19 protein-coding genes are annotated in these 15484 nt (G+C 67.3%); 9 read left to right on the top strand and 10 right to left on the bottom strand.

Annotated elements, in window-relative coordinates; all coding sequences use genetic code 11:
* Positions 1–21: 21 nt before the first annotated feature.
* The 5 genes from AC5P6S_RS15450 to msrB all read right to left on the bottom strand — a co-directional run bounded on the left by AC5P6S_RS15450 (position 22) and on the right by msrB (position 3282).
* Entirely contained in the window at positions 22–297 is a 276-nt protein-coding gene (locus tag AC5P6S_RS15450) for a DUF4031 domain-containing protein (protein ID WP_005412122.1), read from the bottom strand.
* A 13-nt stretch (positions 298–310) separates the two neighbouring features.
* On the bottom strand, positions 311–799 hold the full coding sequence (locus AC5P6S_RS15445) for a hypothetical protein (RefSeq protein ID WP_065184140.1): 489 nt from the start codon (positions 797–799) through the stop codon (positions 311–313).
* 127 nt (positions 800–926) lie between these two features.
* Positions 927–1865 carry a flagellar motor protein MotB gene (motB, locus tag AC5P6S_RS15440; protein ID WP_111196653.1) on the bottom strand — a complete coding sequence of 313 codons (939 nt, stop codon included), beginning with the start codon at positions 1863–1865 and terminating at the stop codon, positions 927–929.
* A gap of 3 nt (positions 1866–1868) precedes the next feature.
* The gene (gene motA, locus AC5P6S_RS15435; protein ID WP_005407915.1) at positions 1869–2723 is read right to left on the bottom strand and encodes a flagellar motor stator protein MotA; all 855 of its coding nucleotides are present in this window, start codon (positions 2721–2723) and stop codon (positions 1869–1871) included.
* A gap of 91 nt (positions 2724–2814) precedes the next feature.
* Complete coding sequence (gene msrB / locus AC5P6S_RS15430; RefSeq protein ID WP_005412124.1) at positions 2815–3282, bottom strand: peptide-methionine (R)-S-oxide reductase MsrB; 468 nt, start codon at positions 3280–3282, stop codon at positions 2815–2817.
* Positions 3283–3422: 140 nt separating this feature from the next.
* Here msrB and AC5P6S_RS15425 point away from each other — a divergent pair, with 140 nt between their 5' ends.
* Positions 3423–3800 (top strand): classical arabinogalactan protein 4, encoded by a 378-nt coding sequence (locus AC5P6S_RS15425; protein WP_065184141.1) that lies wholly within the window; start codon positions 3423–3425, stop codon positions 3798–3800.
* Positions 3801–3944: 144 nt separating this feature from the next.
* Positions 3945–4115, top strand: coding sequence for a hypothetical protein (locus tag AC5P6S_RS15420; protein WP_060381079.1), 171 nt, complete (start codon positions 3945–3947; stop codon positions 4113–4115).
* A gap of 109 nt (positions 4116–4224) precedes the next feature.
* Here AC5P6S_RS15420 and AC5P6S_RS15415 read toward each other — a convergent pair whose 3' ends face one another.
* Entirely contained in the window at positions 4225–4704 is a 480-nt protein-coding gene (locus AC5P6S_RS15415; RefSeq protein WP_005407919.1) for an Lrp/AsnC ligand binding domain-containing protein, read from the bottom strand.
* A 149-nt stretch (positions 4705–4853) separates the two neighbouring features.
* On the opposite strand from AC5P6S_RS15415, the gene AC5P6S_RS15410 reads away from it, so the two are divergent.
* Both AC5P6S_RS15410 and alr read left to right on the top strand, forming a co-directional pair.
* Positions 4854–6158: a D-amino acid dehydrogenase gene (locus AC5P6S_RS15410; RefSeq protein ID WP_495204659.1), complete on the top strand. Its 1305-nt coding sequence runs from the start codon at positions 4854–4856 to the stop codon at positions 6156–6158.
* Entirely contained in the window at positions 6137–7204 is a 1068-nt protein-coding gene (gene alr / locus AC5P6S_RS15405; RefSeq protein ID WP_065184142.1) for an alanine racemase, read from the top strand. Before AC5P6S_RS15410 ends, alr begins: the two co-directional genes overlap by 22 nt.
* Positions 7205–7388: 184 nt before the next feature.
* Here the strand turns inward: alr and AC5P6S_RS15400 are convergent, their stop codons facing one another.
* Positions 7389–7952: a DUF3016 domain-containing protein gene (locus tag AC5P6S_RS15400; protein ID WP_043033923.1), complete on the bottom strand. Its 564-nt coding sequence runs from the start codon at positions 7950–7952 to the stop codon at positions 7389–7391.
* Positions 7953–8196: 244 nt separating this feature from the next.
* Here AC5P6S_RS15400 and AC5P6S_RS15395 point away from each other — a divergent pair, with 244 nt between their 5' ends.
* Together AC5P6S_RS15395 and AC5P6S_RS15390 are read left to right on the top strand one after the other, a co-directional pair.
* Positions 8197–10185 carry a hybrid sensor histidine kinase/response regulator gene (locus AC5P6S_RS15395; RefSeq protein ID WP_495204658.1) on the top strand — a complete coding sequence of 663 codons (1989 nt, stop codon included), beginning with the start codon at positions 8197–8199 and terminating at the stop codon, positions 10183–10185.
* 43 nt (positions 10186–10228) lie between these two features.
* On the top strand, positions 10229–10519 hold the full coding sequence (locus AC5P6S_RS15390) for a DUF3247 family protein (protein WP_024957100.1): 291 nt from the start codon (positions 10229–10231) through the stop codon (positions 10517–10519).
* 82 nt (positions 10520–10601) lie between these two features.
* Here AC5P6S_RS15390 and AC5P6S_RS15385 read toward each other — a convergent pair whose 3' ends face one another.
* On the bottom strand, positions 10602–10865 hold the full coding sequence (locus tag AC5P6S_RS15385; protein ID WP_005407925.1) for a hypothetical protein: 264 nt from the start codon (positions 10863–10865) through the stop codon (positions 10602–10604).
* Between the two features lie 156 nt (positions 10866–11021).
* Between AC5P6S_RS15385 and AC5P6S_RS15380 the strand changes: the two genes are divergently transcribed.
* Genes AC5P6S_RS15380 through AC5P6S_RS15370 form a run of 3 tightly spaced genes read left to right on the top strand, consistent with a single transcriptional unit; the run spans position 11022 to position 13464 of the window.
* Positions 11022–12086, top strand: coding sequence for a class I SAM-dependent methyltransferase (locus AC5P6S_RS15380; RefSeq protein ID WP_049395664.1), 1065 nt, complete (start codon positions 11022–11024; stop codon positions 12084–12086).
* The gene (locus AC5P6S_RS15375) at positions 12083–12784 is read left to right on the top strand and encodes a pseudouridine synthase (RefSeq protein WP_005407927.1); all 702 of its coding nucleotides are present in this window, start codon (positions 12083–12085) and stop codon (positions 12782–12784) included. Before AC5P6S_RS15380 ends, AC5P6S_RS15375 begins: the two co-directional genes overlap by 4 nt.
* Positions 12781–13464: an HAD family hydrolase gene (locus tag AC5P6S_RS15370; RefSeq protein ID WP_043033919.1), complete on the top strand. Its 684-nt coding sequence runs from the start codon at positions 12781–12783 to the stop codon at positions 13462–13464. The genes AC5P6S_RS15375 and AC5P6S_RS15370 overlap by 4 nt, the downstream gene beginning before the upstream one ends.
* A 114-nt stretch (positions 13465–13578) precedes the next feature.
* On the opposite strand, the gene fabB is transcribed toward AC5P6S_RS15370, so the two are convergent.
* Together fabB and fabA are read right to left on the bottom strand one after the other, a co-directional pair.
* Entirely contained in the window at positions 13579–14787 is a 1209-nt protein-coding gene (gene fabB, locus AC5P6S_RS15365) for a beta-ketoacyl-ACP synthase I (RefSeq protein ID WP_012479031.1), read from the bottom strand.
* On the bottom strand, positions 14787–15302 hold the full coding sequence (gene fabA / locus AC5P6S_RS15360; protein ID WP_005407930.1) for a 3-hydroxyacyl-[acyl-carrier-protein] dehydratase FabA: 516 nt from the start codon (positions 15300–15302) through the stop codon (positions 14787–14789). Before fabA ends, fabB begins: the two co-directional genes overlap by 1 nt.
* Between the last annotated feature and the right edge of the window lie 182 nt (positions 15303–15484).

Genomic DNA, 15484 nt, shown 5'->3' with positions numbered 1-15484 from the left:
CCGGCGAAACCGCGACGTGGCCTACGGCCGGTACTGCGCCCTGGCGTTGGCAATCACCGTTTTGACCAGTTCACGGTCGGTGTGCCGTGAGATCGCCCGCGCACCGAGCGCGATCGCCTGTGCGCGCAGCTCGGAAGTGACATCGTAGTGGGCACCGCTGGCCTTGTTCTGGAAGGCCCGCGGGGGAATGCCGAGCTGCGCCGCCATCGCGTGCAGCTCGGCCAGGGTGTCGGCCATCAGGTGCGCCCAGCGCTGTCCGCGCCAGGGATGCACCGCGTCATCGACGTAGACCGTCACCGCCGCGGCCGGTTCAGGCCTGCGGCTTGCTGTCGCTGTCAGCGGCCGGAGCGGCCTCGGCAGCGGCTTCTTCGGCCACGTTGCCGTCGGCGGCTTCGCCTTCCTCGCCTTCAGCAGCGTCGACGCCTTCGAACTCGGCAACCAGCTTGTCCAGGTACTCGTCGGCGGTCTGCTCGGATTCGGCCGCCAGGGTGTCCAGCAGCTTCTGCAGCAGTTCGGAGTATTCCAGGTTGACCTTGCGGCCTTCCTTCTCCTGCACGTTGGCCAGGTGCTTGAGCATGGCCAGCATCGGCACCGGGTTCTCGGCGTTGCCCATGGTCTGGCCGCCGATGGCCAGCAGCCACTCACGGCCCTGCAGGCCGATGGCCGCGACCACCTGGCCGTCTTCGTTGGTCAGCACGGCATGGTTCTGCACCTGCTGCTGGGCGTTCAGGCGCAGGAACGGGCGCTTGGCCTGCTGCTTCTTGCGCTTGTCGCGCTTGGCCTTGGAGTTCTGGGACATGGGGTGGGATCACCTGGAAACGGAAAGACCGCCATTGTAGCGGGTGCGCCGGGTGATGCCCCTGGTGGGTGCGGACCTTGGTCCGCACGCTTTCCCGGATGTGCGGACCAAGGTCCGCACCCACCGTCTACTTTGCCTCACCTTGCGCGGCCTGCACGTCCGGGTCGGCGGTGGGCGCCGACAGCCCCACCTGCGGGCCGGCACCGGCCAGGGCGGCCTCCTCGGCGGCCTTGGTCATCACCACGATGCTGATGCGGCGGTTGATCGGGTTCTGCGGGTCGGTCTTGTCGAACAGCACCGACGAGGACAGGCCGACCACACGGGTGATCTTGCTGTCCTCCAGGCCGCCGTCCACCAGTGCGCGCCGTGCGGCGTTGGCACGATCGGCGCTCAGTTCCCAGTTGCCATAGCCGCGTGCGGCCGAATAGGCGGTGATGTCGGTGTGGCCGGTCAGGCTGATCCGGTTCGGCACATGATTCAGGTACTCGGCCAGTTCGTGCAGGATCTGCTGCGTGTACGGCTTCAGCGTGGCGCTGCCAAGGTCGAACATGGGCCGGTTCTGCTTGTCCACGATCTGGATGCGCAGGCCTTCCGGGGTCAGGTCCAGCAGCAGCTGGTCCTTGAACGGCTCCAGCGCCTGGCTCCTGCTGATCGCCTCCTGCAGTTCCTTCATCAGCGCTTCCAGCTGCTGCTTGTCGCGCTGCTGCTGGTCCACCGGCTGCGGCACGGCCTCCTTCTGGTTCTGGAAGGGATCGTTGCTGTTGCCGCGCGAGATGTCGGTGGCACCGCCCAGCTTGATCATCGAGGTGCTGGCGCCGCCCGGGCCGGCCATGCCGGGCGCCGGCGTGGCGTTCTGCCCACTCAGCGGGCTGGGGTTGCGGAAGTACTCGGAAATGGCCGCACGGTCGTTCTTGTTGGTGGTGGCCATCAGCCACAGCACCAGGAAGAACGCCATCATCGCGGTCACGAAGTCGGCGTAGGCCACCTTCCACGAGCCGCCGTGGTGGGCGGCGTGGCCGGCCTTCTTGATCCGGCGGACGATGACGGTGGGCTTGTTCTCGGCCATGGCTTACTTGACCGTCTTCAGGTGCTGCTCGAAATCGGAGAAGGCCGGGCGCACGTTCGACGGCAGCGTCTTGCGGGCAAATTCCAGCGCGATCTTCGGGTTGTAGCCGCGCAGGCAGGCCAGCAGGGCGGTCTTGACCGATTCGTAGATGCGGCTGTCCTGTTCGGCGCGGGCTTCCATCGCCGCCGCCATCGGGCCGACGAAGCCGTAGCCCAGCAGGATGCCGAGGAAGGTACCGACCAGCGCACCGGCCACATGGCCGCCCACTTCGACGATGTCGCCGCCGATCGAACCCATGGTGATGACGATGCCCAGCACCGCCGCCACGATGCCGAAACCGGGCAATCCGTCGGCGACCTTGGTCAACACCTGCGACGGCGCCATGGCTTCGGCATGGTGCTTTTCCAGCTCCAGTTCCAGCAGCGGTTCCAGCTCGTGCGGCTCGATGTTGCTGCCGATCATCAGGCGCAGGCAGTCGGTGATGAAGTCGATCAGGTGATGGTCGGCCTGCACCTTGGGGTAGTTGCCGAACAGCGCGCTCTCGGCCGGCCGCTCGACATGGTCTTCCAGCGCCATGAAGCCTTCGCGGCGCGCCTTGTTGAGCAGTTCATAGAGCAGGCTGAGCACATCGATGTAGTCCTGCTGCTTGTAGCGCGGGCCCTTGAACACGCCCACCATGGCCTGCAGGGTCTGCTTGACGGTCTTGGCCGGGGTACCGACCAGGAAGGCGCCGAGCGCGGCGCCGCCGATGATGACCAGCTCGTAGGGCTGCCAGAGGGCACCCAGGCGGCCGTGGGCACCGAGGTAGCCCCCGATCACGCTGATGATGACGACCAGGAATCCAACGATGATGAGCATGGGGCGACGCAAGGAGAGGGGATATCTCCTTGTCGGCCCGTCGCCCGGTTTTCTGAAGAGGGAATTCTGTGAAATCGGTCAGCGGGGTGTTTCAGCCCGCCACACCGCTTTCTGCGCCGCCGCGCTGCAACGGGTCGGGCCAGGGCTCGCCATTGCCGGTGAACGAAAGTGAGACGGAGTTCAGGCAGTGGCGCTCGTAGGTGGGCGGCGGACCGTCCGGGAATACGTGGCCGAGGTGGCTGCCGCAGCGCGCACAGGTGATCTCGGTGCGCACCATGCCGTGGCTGGTATCGCGGATCTCGCGCACGTGCGCCGGATCGAACGGAGCAAAGAAGCTGGGCCAGCCGGTGCCGGAATCGAACTTGGTGCTGGAGCGGAACAACGGCAACGCGCACAGCCGGCAGCAGTAGACGCCCTCGCGCTTGTTGTCGAGGAATACGCCGCAGAACGGCGCCTCGGTGCCGTGCTGCAGCAGCACGCGGCGTTCCTCGCTGCTGAGACCGGCAACCAGCGCCTCGGTCTGGGTGGCAGTGGGGGGCGTCAGATCGAAGGCGGTCATGGCGGCGCTCCGTGGGGTCGATGGCCTGGGGGTGCCGGAAAACGTGGGGGTGCTGGCGCCCGCTTGCAAGTGTGATGGCCGTTCATGGGCGGCACACAGGCGCTGGCGCATGGTGAAGACGATCCACGTCGGAGCGTGCCATGAAACCGATCCCTCCCCTGTTGTTGATGGCCCTGCTGCCGCTGGTCGCGCAGGCCCAGGTACCGACGTCGTCGAGCCCGACCTCCACCCGCAGTGCCACCACCGTGGCACCGCAGCCGGTGGTGCCGCCACCACAGGCCGCGCGCCCGCAGCCGCAGGTACTGCCCTCGCCACAGCCGACGCAGCCGATCAAGTCCACCGGTCCGGCCCAGGTCGCGCCGGCGCCGGTCCCGAAGCCGGCCGACAAGGTCTATGACCGCAATGGCCGCATCGTTCCCGGGGTGCGCCCGGCCGGCCCGAACCGCGTGTTCGACTCGCGCACCGGCCGCTATTACGACAGCGTGCCGGCCGGCGATGGCCAGCAGATCAAGCGCTGACCTCCAATGCGAATCCAGGTGGGCAGCGGCTGCGGGCTGTGCGGGCTGAACGCACGAAAACAACCTGCTGCAGATCACTGCTTTTTCGCCTGCGATTAACCGTTCCGGGACCAACGTGACCGTGCGCCGGCATTTCGCCGCCGCATGTCCTTTGTCCACTGGATCGCGATCATGAAAAACCAGCAGAACCGTCATCCCGGCAAGGAACCGCAGGGCCGCAACCCGCAGCAGCAACAGCAGATGGACCCGCAGCAGCCGCACAAGGGCGGCAAGCAGCAGGAACAGCGCTCGCAGAAACATCCACAGCAGCGTTGACTGTTGCCATGACCGGGGTCAGAGCCCGCTGCGCGGGATCCGACCCCTTGCCGAATCCCGACCGGGGTCGGATCCCGCAACGCGGGCTCTGACCCCGATCGCAACCGCCTCAATCCGGAATCGGCAAGCTCAGCGTTTCCTTCACTTCTTCCATCACGATGTAGCTTTTCGACTCGCGCACGTGCGGCAGTGTCAGCAACGTGCTGCCGAGCAGCTTGCGGTAGGAGGCCATTTCGCTGATCCGCGCTTTCAGCAGGTAATCGAAGTCGCCCGACACCAGATGGCACTCCAGCACGTTGGGCAGCTTCAGCGCCGCGCGCCGGAACTCCTCGAAAATGTCGCCGGACTTGTAGGCCAGGCTGATTTCCACGAACACCAGCAGGCTGGCCTTCACTGCGGCCGGGTCGAGGTGGGCGTGGTAGCCGGTGATCACCCCTTCGCGCTCCAACCGGCGCACGCGCTCCGTGCACGGCGTGGTCGACAGGCCGACCCGCTCGCCCAGTTCGGTGAAGGAAATACGGCCCTCGGCCTGCAGGATGCGCAGGATCTTGCGGTCGATCTTGTCCAGTTCGCGGGTACGGGTGGCCATGGCCGTCAACCTTGGGGAATGAATTGCAGGAGAACATCCTGCCGGTTGATTTCAAAACAGGCAAATCAACTGGGAATGGCTGTCTATACTTCCCCAATTATGGTCCCGGCACGCTCCAGTGCAGGGAATGATCGGGTTGGAGAAGTCCCATGCGAGTCCTAGTTCTCGGCAGCGGCGTGATCGGCACCACCAGTGCTTGGTACCTGCGACAGGCCGGGTTTGAAGTCACGGTCATCGACCGCCAACCCGGACCGGCGCTGGAAACCAGCTTCGCCAATGCCGGCCAGCTGTCGTTCGGCTACACCTCGCCGTGGGCGGCCCCGGGCGTGCCGAAGAAGGCGATCGGCTGGCTGTTCGAGAAGCACGCACCGCTGGCGATCAAGCCGGGCATGGACCTGGCCCAGTACCGTTGGCTGTGGCAGATGCTGCGCAACTGTACCCATGAGCGCTACGCGATCAACAAGGCGCGCATGGTGCGCATGTCCGAATACAGCCGGGACTGCCTGAACGAGCTGCGTGCGCAGATCGGCATCGAATTCGAAGGCCGCGACCTGGGCACCACCCAGTTGTTCCGCACCCAGCAGCAGCTGGATGCCTCGGCGCAGGACATCGAGATCCTGGCCCAGTACGGCGTGCCGTACGAGGTGCTGGACCGCGCCGGCATCATCCAGGCCGAACCGGCCCTGGCCCATGTCGATGGCCTGGTCGGCGCGCTGCGCCTGCCGCGTGACCAGACCGGCGACTGCCAGCTGTTCACCCGCCGCCTGGCGCAGATGTGCGTGGATGCCGGTGTCGAGTTCCGCTTCGACCAGGACATCACCGGCCTGGAGTTCGATGGCGACCGCATCACCGGCGTGCGCATCGACGGCAAGCTGGAAACCGCCGACCGCTTCGTGGTCGCGCTCGGCAGCTATTCGCCGGCGCTGGTCGCACCATTGGGCATGCGCCTGCCGGTGTACCCGCTGAAGGGCTACTCGCTGACCCTGCCGATCACCGATCCGGCGATGGCACCGACCTCGACCATCCTCGATGAGAGCTACAAGGTGGCGGTCACCCGTTTCGACGACCGCATCCGTGTCGGTGGCATGGCCGAAGTGGCCGGCTTCGACCTGTCGCTGTCGCAGCGCCGCCGTGAAACCCTGGAGCTGGTGGTCAGCGCCCTCTACCCGAAGGGCGGTGACCTGTCGCGTGCGCAGTTCTGGACCGGCCTGCGCCCGGCCACGCCGGACGGTACGCCGGTGATCGGCGCCACGCCGTTCCGCAATCTGTACCTCAACACCGGCCACGGCACGCTGGGCTGGACCATGGCGTGCGGCTCGGGCCGCTACTTGGCCGACCTGATGAGCGCGCGCCAGCCGCAGATCAGCACCGAAGGCCTGGATATTTTCCGCTACGGCCAGTACGGTCACGCGCCGCAACAAGAGAACCGCACATGCGTCCTGCCCGCGCGCTGATCGATCTGGGCGCCCTGCGCAGCAATTACCGGCTCGCCCGTGAACTGGGCGGTGGCAAGGCTCTGGCGATCATCAAGGCCGACGCCTATGGGCATGGCGCGGTGCGCTGTGCGCAGGCGCTGGAAGGCGAGGCCGATGGTTTCGGCGTGGCCACCATCGAAGAGGCGCTGGAACTGCGCCAGGTCGGCATCCGTGCGCCGATCCTGCTGCTGGAAGGCATCTTCGAACCCAGCGACATGGCGCTGGTGGCCGAGCATGATTTCTGGTTCGCCGTGGGTTCGCCGTGGCAGCTGGAGGCCGTCGCCGCCTTCGACAGCCCGCGCCCGTTGACGGTGTGGCTGAAGCTGGACAGCGGCATGCATCGCCTCGGCCTGGACGCGGACAGCTTCCGTGCCGCGCATGCACGCCTGTCGGCGCTGCCGCAGGTCGAGCGCATCGTGCTGATGACCCACCTGGCGCGCGCTGACGAGCTGGACAGCGAACGCACCCACCAACAGGCGGCGACCTTCGCGCGGGCCATCGAGGGCCTGCACGGCGAGACCAGCGTGTGCAACTCGCCGGCGCTGCTGGGCTGGCCGGACGTGCGCAGCGACTGGGTGCGCCCGGGCCTGATGCTGTATGGCGCAAACCCGCTGCCGGACAACACGGCACTGACCGAGCGCCTGCGCCCGGTGATGACGATGCAGTCAAAGGTGATCGCCGAACGCTGGATCGAGGCGGGTGAGCCGGTGGGCTATGGCGCCCGCTTCGTGGCCAAGGCGCGCACCCGCGTGGGTGTGGTTGCACTGGGCTATGCCGACGGTTATCCGCAGTTCGCCCCGAATGGCACGCCGGTATTGATCGATGGCCAGCCCGGCGCACTGATCGGGCGCGTGTCGATGGACATGCTGACGGTGGACCTGACGGCGCATCCGCAGGCCGCGGTGGGCAGCGTGGTGGAACTGTGGGGCAGTGCGCCGACGTTGGCGGAACTGGCGCCGCGATGCGGCGTGAGCGCGTACCAGCTGCCGTGCGCGGTCAAGCGCGTGGCGAAGGTGTACGTGTAGCGCCGAGCCCACGCTCGGCTCCGGTGGCGGCCGACCTTTGTCGGCGCCATGAATGCGTGTCGACCAAGGTCGACACCTACCGGGGGCCTGGCGCGCAGCGGTCGCCATGCGCAGTTCTGGTAGCGGCCGACCTTGGCCGGCGCGGTGAATACGTGTCGACCAGGGTCGACACCTGCCGAGGGCCCTAGCGCGCAGCGGTGGCCTGGCTGGCCAGCTGGCGCTTCACCCAGTCATCAATCAGGCGCTTCTCGTAGCGCAGCGGATCGCTGTTGGTCAGCAACCCACTGCCCTGCAGGTAGCCGGAGTCGCTCAGGCGCGCGTCGCCTTCGCTCACAATACGGCCGTCGGCGTCCTTCAACGTGTACTGCAGGGTGATGCGGGGCGGGTAGATATCGCGCATCACGCGGATGTCGCGCGCACGCGGGCCGTGCCACGGCTCGTAGTCACCGGCACGCTTGATGTCCACCAGGGTGACATCGAGGGTCTGCCCAGGCTGCAGCGGCTTGGCAGCGGTGGTCTGCAGGTAGCGGGCCAGCTGCTGTACCCAGTCACCGCGTTCGGCCTCGAAGCGGTTGGTGCTCTGGCGGATCTCGGTGAACGTGGCCGGATCCTCCCATTTCACGCTGACCGGGCCATTGGCCTGCAACGCACGCGGCGCGTCCGTACCGGTTACGTTGCGCGCTGCAGCGTTGGCGCCGCTCACCACCAGGGCGCCTGCCAGCAGGGCAATCACGAGTGCGCGTTTCATGACGGTCTCCTGCGTCCCCGCGCTGGGGACGATGTTGATCACGGATCGAGTGTGATCCTGTGGCCGGGTCACTGCAATGGCCGGCTGCGGCGTATGCAAGGGGGGTTGCCGCCAATTCATCGTCGTCAACCCTGACTGACGGCGCTTGACGCTGTGAATACGCTCTCTGGAACATGCTGTGTCTCCAATTCGGCCCGTCCAGACGCCCTTGTCCACACTGCCGCCCCTAGTGGAGCGCCCACCGATGATGGTGCCGGCGCCCGAACCCGACCTGCATCATGGCGTGCTTGAGCGCATCAACGCCGGTTTCTGCGTGATCCAGGTGCTGTTCGAAGGCGACCGCGCGGTGGACTATCGTTTCATCGAGGTCAACGACGCCTTCGAGCGCCATACCGGCCTGAAGGACGCACGCGGTCAGCGCATGAGTGCGTTGGAACCGGACCACGAGGAAGACTGGTTCCGCATCTACGGTGAAGTGGCCCGCAGTGGTCGCCCCGCCCAGTTCGAGATGGAAGCGCGCGCCTTGGGCCGCTCGTTCGCGGTTGATGCGGTGCGCGTTGGTCGTCCGGGCGAAGACAAGGTCGGCATCCTGTTCTTCGACATCACCGCGCGCAAGCAGATGGAAGTGGAGCTGGGCGAAAGCGAAGCCCGCTTCAGCGCACTGGCCGATGGCCTGCCGATGCCGGTATGGGTGCTCGACGAGCGCGGCCACGCCCGCTTCGTCAACAGCGCCTTCAGCGAGTTTTTCGGTGGCGACGAAACGCGCGTTCCGGAAGATGTCTGGCGCGGCCTGGTACATCCAGATGATGCGTCCGTATTCGAGTACGAGCTGCAGGAAGCACTGAAGGCGCAGCGTTCGATGCATGCGCTGGTACGTGCGCGGCGCGCCGACGGCCAGTGGCGCTGGCTGGAGATGAACGCGCGCCCGCGCTTCTCGCGCATGGGCCGCTTCATCGGCCTGGCTGGCAGCAGTCCGGACGTGACCGAGCGCCGCGAGATCGAACTGGCACGCGAGGAACTGCTGCAGTCCGAACGCGCCGCGCGCAGCGCCGCCGAGAACATGGCGCGGCTGAAGGACGAGTTCCTGGCCACGCTGTCGCACGAGCTGCGCACGCCGCTGACCACCATCCTCGGTTGGAGCGAGCTGCTGCTGCAGCGCGTGGACAACACCAGCCCGCTGTACAAGGGCCTGAACGTGATCGCCAACAGCGCCGGTGCGCAGAAGCGGCTGATCTCGGACATGCTCGACCTCAGCAGCATGCTGCTGGGCAAGGTACAGCTGGAGGTGGAAGTGCTGGACCTGCGCACGCTGCTTGGCGAAGCCATCGGCGCGCAGGAACTGGTGGCCGAAGGAAAGGCGCTGGACGTGAACCTGCAGCTGCCCGAGCAGCCCAGCCTGGTATTGGGCGATGCCACGCGCCTGCAGCAGGTGTTCTGGAACCTGCTCTCGAATGCGATCAAGTTCACCCCGGCCGAGGGCCGCATCGACGTTCAGCTGCAGGCCGACAGCACCCACTGGGTGATTACGGTGCGCGATACCGGCGATGGCATCGCACCGGAGTTCCTCAACCACCTGTTCAGCCGCTTCCGCCAGGCCGATGGCACCACCACGCGCCGCCATGGCGGCCTCGGCCTGGGCCTGGCGATCGTGCAGCAGCTGGTCGAACTGCACGGCGGCACCGTCGCCGCCGCCAGCGAAGGCCATGGCCACGGCGCCACGTTCACCGTGCGCCTGCCCCAGCACCTGCCGGATGCCGAGCGCCGGCCGCTGCGCGAAGTCATCAGCGGGCCGATCCTGGAGCCGGTGATCGTCGAACCGTATCCGCTGCGGGGCATGCATGTGCTGGCGGTGGAAGACCAGCCGGAGGTGCTGGAGTACCTGCGGCGCATGCTGGAAGAGCAGGGCGCCAGCGTGTCGGCGGCCAGCTCGGCCGGCGAGGCACTGGCACTGCTGGCCGACACCGGCCATCTGCAGTACCACGTGATGCTGACCGACATCGGCATGCCGGGCATGGATGGCTATGGGCTGGTGCGCACCTTGCGCGAGGACATGGGCGTGGACGCGGCAACCTTGCCTGCGGTGGCGGTGACTGCACTGGCGCGTGCCGATGACCGCCGCCGCGCGCTGGCGTCGGGCTTCCAGGAGCATGTCGCCAAGCCGTACTCGGTGGCGCAGCTGGTGGCTGCCGTACGCAAGGTGCAGGTGCCGCGCGCGGACAGCGCGCTGCACTGAACATTCACGGCCGATCGGCGACTCTGCAATCAGGAGGTCGCCGATGTCCCGTATAGCTCCACGTATCCACACCGATCCGGCGCAGATCGCGCGCCTGGAAGCCCTGCTGCCGCAGCTGGATGGCGAAACGCAGGTGGAACTGATTCTGCACGATGGCCGCCGCCTGCTCGGCACGGTGGCCGTGAGGCCAACCGTGCAGCAATACCGCAACGTCGCTGGCGATGAAGGCAGCAACGGCCAGCTGCGCCTGGATGACTACGACACGCCGGTGCAGCAGCACCATGTGTGGTTGGACGAGATCGCCAGCATCCGCAGGTTGCCGCCGAGGGTTTGACGGCAACCTGCCGGGCCCATCCCCGCTTGGCGTGGATCTACCAGAGGTTGCAGTAGAGCCACGCCATGCGTGGCTGCTGCGCTCAGTGCTCGAACAGGGTCGGCGTCGCCTCGAACCGGCGTGCATACGCCCGCTCCTCCGCAACCCTCGCCACCTCGTCATCGGCCAAGTCCGGCGCGCCATACACCGCATAGGCCACGCTGCCGTCGGCACCATGACCGACCTGGTGCAGCCGGTAGCGCGAGTGGCCGCCGCCGGTGTCCTCGGGGTAATGCACGGGCGGATGGCTGCCTTCCAGGTCCATTTCACTGTTGTCGACCACGCCACCGACGAACAAGGCTCGCATGCAGGTTCTCCTGGGTTTCCGGGGGAGCCTCTACCCTGAACGTTCCAATGTTGCTGGCAGATCAAGGCCCCGTTCGGGTTTCGCAAAGCGGCTGCAGGGGCCGGCCCGGTCAAGCCGGTACAATGGACGGCCCTCACGCTTGAAGTACCCGCGCCGATGGCCTCCAGCGACGACGCCCCCCTGCAGACCCTGTTCCTGCCGTTCTCCCAAGGCGCCCTGCGCTGGCCGGAAGGTCCCGTGGCTTTCCTGCGGGCCCGCGACGGCTGGCCGCTGCGCGAAGTGGCCGGCAACCGCGAGGTGCATTGCGAGCAGAGCTTCGCCCCGTTCGCGCAGCCGCTGCAGCAGGCCGCCGGCTGGACCGTCAGCGGCCAGCTGGATGATGTGGCCGGCAAGGGCCGCTACCCGCTGGTGCTGGTGCTGCCGCCGCGCCAGCGTGAAGAAGCCCGCGCGCTGTTCGCCCGCGCGCTGGCGCTGGTCGCCGACGGCGGCCGCATCGTTGCCTGCCAGTCCAACAACGAAGGCGCACGCTCGGGCGAGGGTGACCTCAAGCAGCTGACCGGCCTCGGCGGCAGCCTGACCAAGAATCACTGCCGCGTGTACTGGACCGCGCCGATGCAGGGCCAGCACGACGCCGACCTGGCCAAGCGCTGGTCGGCGCTGGATGCAGTGCGCCCGATTGTCGGGGGCCGTTTCCTCAGCCGCCCGGGCGTGTTCGCCTGGGATCGCATCGACCCGGCGTCGGCGCTGTTGGCCGAACACCTGCCGGCCGACCTGGCCGGGCGTGCCGCCGACCTCGGCGCGGGCTACGGCTACCTGTCGCGCGAGCTGCTGGAACGCTGCCCGAAGATCACCGCGCTGGACCTGTACGAAGCCGAGCAGCGCGCGCTGGCACTGGCCGAACTCAATCTGGCGCCGCCGCCGCGCCCGCTGCCGCTGCGCTTCCTGTGGCAGGACGTCACCGCCGGCATCGAACCGGGCTACGACGTCATCATCAGCAACCCGCCGTTCCACACGCCGTCGCGCGCCGATCGCCCGGACATCGGCCAGCGCTTCATCGCCGTGGCCGCGCAGGCGCTGCGCCCGGGCGGACGCCTGTACGTGGTGGCCAACCGCCACCTGCCGTACGAGTACACGCTCAACGAGAGCTTTGGCGCGGTGCGCGTGATCGCCGAGCGTGATGGCTTCAAGCTGGTGGAAGCGGTGAAGGGGAAGGGCAAGTGAAGCTGGTCAAGCTCATCGCCAACCTGGGCTATGGCAGCCGCAAGCAGGTGCAGTGGATGTTCCGCGAAGGCCGCGTCACCGACGCCGACGGCGAGGTGCTGTATGCCGACGATCAGGTGCCGCACGAGGCGATCCGTGTCGACGGCGAGCCGCTGGACCCGCCGGTGGGCCTGTCGATCGCGCTGCACAAGCCGGCCGGCTACACCTGCTCGACCAAGGACACCGGCCGCCTGATCTACGATCTGCTGCCGCCGCGCTTCCGCGATCGCGATCCGGTGCTGTCCACGGTGGGCCGCCTCGACCGCGAGACCAGTGGCCTGCTGCTGCTGACCGACGATGGCGGCCTGCTGCACCGGATCATCTCGCCGAAGTCGAAGCTGCCGAAAGTCTATGAGGTCGAGTTGAGCGACGACCTGCGCGGCGACGAGGTAGCGTTGTTCGCCAGCGGTACGCTGATGCTGGAGTCCGAGAAGACGCCCCTGCTGCCGGCTGAACTGGAAGTGCTGGATGCGCGTCGCGCGCGCCTGGTGCTGCACGAAGGCCGCTACCATCAGGTACGCCGCATGTTCGCCGCCACCGGCAACCACGTGCAGGCCCTGCACCGCAGCCGCGTCGGCGGGCTGGATCTGCAGGGGCTGGACGAAGGGCAATGGCGGCAGCTCACCTCCACCGACCTGGATACGCTGTTCGCTCCATGACCACCATCGCTGCGCTGCCGTTCCTCCCCGACGCCGTCATCTTCGACATGGACGGCCTGATGATCGACAGCGAGCGGGTTTCGCTGGCCTGCTGGAGCCAGGCCGCCGACGAGTTCGGACTGGGCCTGGACGAGGCGGTGTTCCTGCGCATGGTCGGCCTCGGTGACCGTGACACGCACGCGCTGCTGCGTGCGCAGGGCATCGAGGACAGCGTGATCGAGGCGGTGGCCGCGCGCTGCCACGACCTGTATGAAGCACGCACGCAGACCGGCCTGCCGTTGCGGCCGGGCATCCTGGAGCTGCTGCAACTGCTGAAGGCGCATGCGGTTCCGCGCGCGGTGGCGACCACCACGCGGCAGCCGCGCGCCAACCGCAAGCTGGCCGCTGCCGGCCTGCTGCCGTACTTCGATGCGGTGATCACCAGTGGCGACGTGGCGCGGCCGAAGCCGGCGCCGGATATCTACCTGCTGGCCGCGCAGCGGCTGGGCCAGGCGCCGGAACGCTGCCTGGCGCTGGAAGACTCACCGGCCGGTACGCGTGCGGCGCTGGCGGCCGGCATGACCGTGATCCAGGTGCCTGACCTGGTCCATCCTGACGAAGAACTACGCGCACTGGGCCACCGCATCGTCGGCTCGCTGGTGGACGCGCACGCGCTCCTGCTGCCGTTGTTGCCGAGGTAACCGGTAGGTGCCGACCGTTGGTCGGCACTCTTTACTGCGTTGGTGGGTGCCAACCTTGGTTGGCACTCTTTACTGCCCTGGTGGGTGCCGACCGTTGGTCGGCACACCTGCCCCTCACACCCGCCCGAACACCAGCGCGGCGTTGGTGCCACCGAAGCCGAAGCTGTTGGACATCACCGTATCCAGCTTCTGCTCGCGGCTTTCGCGCAGGATCGGGAAGCTCTCCACCTTCGGGTCCAGCTCGCCGATGTTGGCCGAACCGGCAACGAAGCCATCGCGCATCATCAGCAGGCAGTAGATCGCCTCGTGCACGCTCGCCGCACCGAGCGAATGGCCGGACAGCGCCTTGGTCGAGGACAGCGGCGGCACCGCATCGCCGAACACTTCGCGGATCGCATTGAGCTCGGTGACGTCGCCCAGCGGCGTGGAGGTGCCGTGGGTGTTGAGGTAGTCCAGCGGGCGATCGACGCCCTGCAGCGCCATCTTCATGCAGCGCACCGCGCCTTCGCCGGACGGAGCGACCATGTCGGCGCCGTCGGAGGTCACGCCATAGCCGATCAGTTCGGCGTGGATGTGCGCGCCGCGCGCAACGGCGTGGTCGTAGTCCTCCAGCACCAGCATGCCGCCACCACCGGCGATGACGAAGCCGTCGCGGTCCTTGTCGTACGGACGCGAGGCGCTGGCCGGGGTTTCGTTGAAGCTGGTCGACAGCGCGCCCATCGCATCGAACATCACGCTCATCGACCAGTGCAGGTCTTCACCGCCACCGGCGAACATGATGTCCTGCGCGCCATGGCGGATCATGTCCGCGGCCGCGCCGATGCAGTGCGCCGAGGTCGCGCAGGCGGCCGACAGCGAATAGCTGACGCCCTTGATCTGGTAGGCCGTGGCCAGGCAGGCCGAGACCGTCGAGCACATCGTGCGCGGCACCATGTACGGGCCGACCTTGCGCACGCCACGTTCGCGCAGCAGGTCGACCGCGCCGATCTGCCATTCGCTGGAGCCGCCACCGGAACCGGCGATCAGGCCGGTGCGCAGGCTGCTGACCTGCTCGGCGCTGAGCCCGGCATCGGCGATGGCATCGCGCATGGCCAGATAGGCGAAGGCTGCCGCATCGCTCATGAAGCGCTTCTGCTTGCGGTCGATCAGTGCCTCCAGATCGAGGTCGACACGACCGCCGACCTGGCTGCGCAGGCCCGCTTCGGCGTGGTCGGCCAGGGCGGTGATGCCCGAGCGCCCTTCGCGCAGCGCGGCCGAAACGGTATCCAGATCATTGCCGAGGCAGGACGTGATGCCCATGCCGGTGATGACGACGCGACGCATCAGAAGCTCCCGGTTTCGGTGAACAGGCCGACGCGCAGGTCGCGCGCGCTGTAGATTTCGCGGTCATCCACGTACATGCGGGCGTCCGACTGGGCCATCACCAGCTTGCGGTTGATGACGCGGCTGATGTCGATCTCGTAACGCACGAGCTTGGCTTCCGGCAGCACCTGGCCGGTGAACTTCACTTCGCCACAGCCCAGCGCGCGGCCCTTGCCGGGGGCGCCCAGCCAGGTCAGGAAGAAGCCGGTCAGCTGCCACATGGCGTCCAGGCCCAGGCAGCCGGGCATCACCGGGTCGCCGATGAAATGGCAGCCGAAGAACCACAGGTCCGGGCGGATATCCAGTTCGGCGCGTACCATGCCTTTGCCATGCGGTCCGCCGTCCTCGCGGATGTCGGTGATGCGGTCGAACATCAGCATCGGGTCGTTGGGCAGACGGCCGGCAGCGGTGCCGAACAGTTCACCGCGTGCGCTGGCCAGCAGCTGTTCGCGGTTGAACGCGTGGAGACGGGTCATGAAGCACAATCCTGGAAGCGAAGAACAGGGAAACAAGCGCCCGAGAATGCCCGTGGAAACTGCGCCGATCAAACATTTCAACCGTACGCAACCGTAGTGTTTTCAAGGGAATACGCGCATCCTGTTGATGTGCAACGACCATACTTCGGCGTGTGGCCCACCCGGCCCGGCCCCGCCTTTCC

The sequence above is a fragment of the Stenotrophomonas sp. YJH_SMC_119 genome (genome assembly GCF_059368315.1).
This window is presented reverse-complemented; position numbering and strand designations above follow the sequence as displayed.